We start from the raw sequence: 4190 nt of genomic DNA on the forward strand, positions 1-4190 counted from the left end.
GGTGCTGATACCCAGAGTCGAACTGGGGACCTCACCCTTACCAAGGGTGCGCTCTACCAACTGAGCCATATCAGCACATCTGGAGCGGGCAGCGGGAATCGAACCCGCATCATCAGCTTGGAAGGCTGAGGTAATAGCCATTATACGATGCCCGCATCCTGGAACTCGGCTACCTGTTCTTTCTGTAGCTTGTGAATAATAAGAGATGTTCCCCTACTATTCTAAGTCTGCCAGCGTTACTGACCGACGTTAACTACGCCGAAGCGCAGCTTGAATTTGGGGTGAGAGAAGTGACTCACCGACAGACAAACAGGCCGTTTATCTGCTCTCAACCGAAAGGGTTGAGATGGTGGTGGGAGAAGGATTCGAACCTTCGAAGTCTGTGACGGCAGATTTACAGTCTGCTCCCTTTGGCCGCTCGGGAATCCCACCTACTTGATGGTGCCGGCTACCGGAATCGAACTGGTGACCTACTGATTACAAGTCAGTTGCTCTACCAACTGAGCTAAGCCGGCATCAAGTGACGCGCATTCTAGGAAGGACGGGGGCAGGATGCAACAAAAAAATCACCGAAATAATTCTTTCGCCTACTATTTGTGCAAACCCTCTCAATTTAGCCCTTTGTCGGATGAAAAACAGGCAAAAATGGCCTGTTTGCTGATGATGAGATAGCGATTCTTCCTTTCCTTTTCCCTTTTTATCGTGCCGCCATTGATGACCTTTTTTCTTTTCAGTAGAGAAAAAAAACGTCAAGGAATGAGGTCACTGGTGCGTTTGCTGGTTTATTCACCATTTGCGCAGACGATCGCTGCGCTGTGCCGCGGCCAAAAAACGGATATTGCGCACAACCACTTGCGAAAGCGTGCGCGGATTTATCATTTTCCTTCTTTTTGTTGTCGCACTGATGATAACCTCCAGCCCATTGTTCTCAGTAAAGACCCTGGACATGCAGCTATCTTCTTTCGACGCGGCAGGTTTTTTCTCCGCCTGACAAGAGTGAGCCTGCATCTGCAGTCAGACGCATACTTATGAATAAAAAAATTTCACCTCTGACCACGCCCTACATGGAATTCACGCGCAAGCAGTGGGCGGCGCTGCGTAATTCTGTACCCATGACCCTGACGGAAGAAGAGATTGCCCAGCTGAAAGGCATCAATGAGGATTTATCTCTTGAGGAAGTGGCAGAAATTTATCTTCCTCTGTCACGCCTGCTCAATTTTTACATCAGTTCTAATCTGCGACGTCAGGCAGTGCTGGAGCAATTCCTCGGCACAGACGGACAGAAAGTCCCCTATATTATCAGTATCGCCGGTAGCGTTGCCGTTGGTAAAAGCACCACGGCACGTGTCCTGCAAGCGCTGCTGAGCCGCTGGCCAGAGCATCGTAAAGTAGAGCTCATTACTACCGACGGCTTTCTACATCCTAATGCCGTATTGAAAGAACGCGGCCTGATGAAAAAGAAGGGCTTCCCGCAGTCTTATGATATGCATCGGCTGGTCAACTTTGTCTCAGCCCTGAAATCAGGTGCCAGCCAGGTCACTGCGCCGGTCTATTCACACCTTGTCTATGACGTCATTCCCGACGGAGATAAAGTTGTTCATCAGCCAGATATACTGATTCTTGAAGGATTGAATGTTTTACAGAGCGGAATGGATTATCCCCACGATCCTCACCATGTGTTTGTTTCCGACTTTGTTGATTTTTCTATTTACGTTGATGCGCCAGATGATTTGCTACAGCGCTGGTACATAAATCGCTTTCTTAAATTTCGTCAGGGAGCCTTTACCGATCCTGACTCCTATTTCCATCACTATGCACAACTCTCTGAAGAAGAGGCTGTGCAGATAGCCACCGGCCTGTGGAAAGAGATTAACTGGTTAAATTTGCAGGAAAACATTCTGCCGACCCGCGAGAGAGCCAGCCTCATTATGACCAAAAGCGGCAACCATGCCGTCGATCGGGTCAAACTGCGCAAATAAGCAAAAGAAAGCCTGCATCGTGCAGGCTTTCTTTTATTGCGGTCGCAGGGATATTTCCCCACCTACCCAGGAACGGATTTCCCCTTCCTGCTCAAGCAGTAATCCACCCTGTTTATCTATTCCGCGTGCGATGCCATGTATCTCGCGTTCGCCGATCAGCAACTTAACAGGACGATTAATAAAGTTATCCAGCGCTTTCCAGCGTTCGGTGAAGGGGGCAAGACCATCACGCTCAAACAGCGGCAATGCGTCACGCAGGCTATTGATTAGCCTCGCGGCAAGATCGTTTCGATCGATGGTAATGCCAGCTTCCTGCAAATTGATCCAGCCTTGATTGATCTGGTCAGCATCTGCGCCGCGCATGGCCAGATTGATACCTGCACCAATGACAATTTGCGCTGCGTCACCCGTTTTTCCTGTTAATTCCACCAGGATCCCGGCCAGTTTGCGATCGCGAAGGTAAAGATCATTAGGCCATTTCACCCGAACATCCTGGGCACCCAGCTGTTGTAAAGTCTCAGCCATGACAATGCCGATAACCAGGCTCAGTCCCATCGCAGCGGCGGGCCCCTGTTCCAGACGCCAGTACATCGACATATAGAGATTGGCACCAAACGGAGAAAACCACTGCCGCCCTCGGCGTCCGCGACCAGCCTGCTGATATTCTGCAATACAGGCATCCCCTGACTGCAGCGTATTCATACGATCGAGCAAATACTGGTTAGTGGAATCAATCACGGGGATCACATCAAGGCGGGCATGATTAAGCTGTGCCATGATGGTGTCTTTATCCAGTAACTGCATGGGTGCTGGCAGGCTGTATCCCTTCCCCGTCACCGTATAAATATCCAGTCCCCAGGATTTCAGCGTCTGAATATGTTTGTTGATGGCAGCACGGCTCATGCCTAACGATTCACCCAGCTGCTCTCCGGAATGGAACTCACCATTCGAGAGTATCTCAATCAACTTTAATGGGATGCTATGGTCTTTCATAAAATGGCCTCCACAGCATTGCACTCACCCACTGCCCCAATGAATCGAACCTCTGGTTCAAGCCAGACATCAAATTTTTGCCCAACGCGGGCGCGCACGATTTTTGCCAGTTCGATAATATCCTGAGGAGTGGCACGTTCAGCATTGATTAATACCAGTGCCTGCTGCTGGTGTACCGCTGCCCCGCCAACGCGAAAGCCCTTCAGCTGGCATTGATCGATCAACCAACCCGCCGCCAGTTTAACGTCACCATTCGCTTGCGGATAATGAGGCATACCGGGATAGCTGCCTGTCAGTTTTTCAGCCTGCTCACGGCCAATCAGTGGGTTTTTAAAAAAGCTGCCTACATTGCCCGTTACGCGAGGATCGGGCAGCTTGGATCGCCGCATATGGCAAACAGCATTGAAGATTTCCTGCGCCGTTACCGTCGCAGCATCCAGACGGGTCAAATCGCCGTAAGTCAGCACGGGACGCCACTCTTTATGCAAATGAAGACCTACTGCGACAATGGCATAGCCGTGCTGATAATGATGCTTGAAAATGCTGTCACGGTAGCCAAACGCACAGGCTTCACGATGCAGGCGCTGCGTTTCACCCGTGTGCAGGTCAAGCACGTCGACATAGTCGCAGACATCCCTGAACTCTACGCCATAGGCGCCGATATTCTGAATCGGCGCAGATCCAGCCATACCTGGAATAAGAGCAAGGTTCTCCAGACCAGGGATCCCCTGTTTCAGGGTGGATTCGACCAGCGTATGCCAGTTTTCACCGGCACCAACATGAATTTTCCAGGCGTCTTCCTGCTGTTCAATATGAATCCCTTTGATACGGTTAATCACAACCGTGCCCGAAAAATCTTCAAGGAAAAGCACATTGCTGCCTTCACCGAGCAGGATAAAGGGCTGCCTGTTGCGTTCTGCCTCACGCCACGCGTTGAGGATAGCCTGTGGTGTCTCCGCGATAACACGGTGACAGGCGTGAATTGCCAGACCAAGCGTATTGTCGGCTTGCAAAGAAGGATACGGGTGGGACATTGTGCGGCCTTTACTAAGTTATCTGCGCGTAGTTTACCGCATCATTTCAGCCTTGTAGGGAAGTTTTAATCTAATGTAGGGAGAAAACGCTTTTTTTCGGCATTATGAAAACGCAAAAAGCCCTGACCGTGAGGTCAGGGCTGTCGCGTGTGGATGCCTGGCAGTTCCCTACTCTCGCATGGGG

Annotated in this window: 3 protein-coding genes and 4 tRNA genes; 1 reads left to right on the top strand and 6 read right to left on the bottom strand. The window is 50.5% G+C overall.

Going from position 1 to position 4190, the window contains the following annotated elements:
- Positions 1-2 precede the first annotated feature (2 nt).
- The 4 genes from HP564_RS20105 to HP564_RS20120 form a co-directional block, all read right to left on the bottom strand.
- Positions 3-75 (bottom strand) — tRNA-Thr (locus HP564_RS20105).
- Positions 76-80: 5 nt separating this feature from the next.
- A tRNA-Gly gene (locus tag HP564_RS20110) sits at positions 81-155 on the bottom strand.
- 192 nt (positions 156-347) lie between these two features.
- Positions 348-432, bottom strand: a tRNA-Tyr gene (locus HP564_RS20115).
- A gap of 7 nt (positions 433-439) precedes the next feature.
- Positions 440-515: transfer RNA gene (locus HP564_RS20120), tRNA-Thr, on the bottom strand.
- A 513-nt stretch (positions 516-1028) separates the two neighbouring features.
- Between HP564_RS20120 and coaA the strand changes: the two genes are divergently transcribed.
- Positions 1029-1979 carry a type I pantothenate kinase gene (coaA, locus tag HP564_RS20125; protein ID WP_371245573.1) on the top strand — a complete coding sequence of 317 codons (951 nt, stop codon included), beginning with the start codon at positions 1029-1031 and terminating at the stop codon, positions 1977-1979.
- Between the two features lie 33 nt (positions 1980-2012).
- Here coaA and birA read toward each other — a convergent pair whose 3' ends face one another.
- Both birA and murB read right to left on the bottom strand, forming a co-directional pair.
- Complete coding sequence (birA, locus tag HP564_RS20130) at positions 2013-2972, bottom strand: bifunctional biotin--[acetyl-CoA-carboxylase] ligase/biotin operon repressor BirA (protein ID WP_371245574.1); 960 nt, start codon at positions 2970-2972, stop codon at positions 2013-2015.
- Positions 2969-4006: a UDP-N-acetylmuramate dehydrogenase gene (gene murB / locus HP564_RS20135; RefSeq protein WP_371245575.1), complete on the bottom strand. Its 1038-nt coding sequence runs from the start codon at positions 4004-4006 to the stop codon at positions 2969-2971. The genes birA and murB overlap by 4 nt, the downstream gene beginning before the upstream one ends.
- Positions 4007-4190 lie beyond the last annotated feature (184 nt).

The organism is Pantoea sp. KPR_PJ (assembly GCF_041386365.1).
In the GTDB taxonomy this organism is placed as follows: domain Bacteria; phylum Pseudomonadota; class Gammaproteobacteria; order Enterobacterales; family Enterobacteriaceae; genus Pantoea.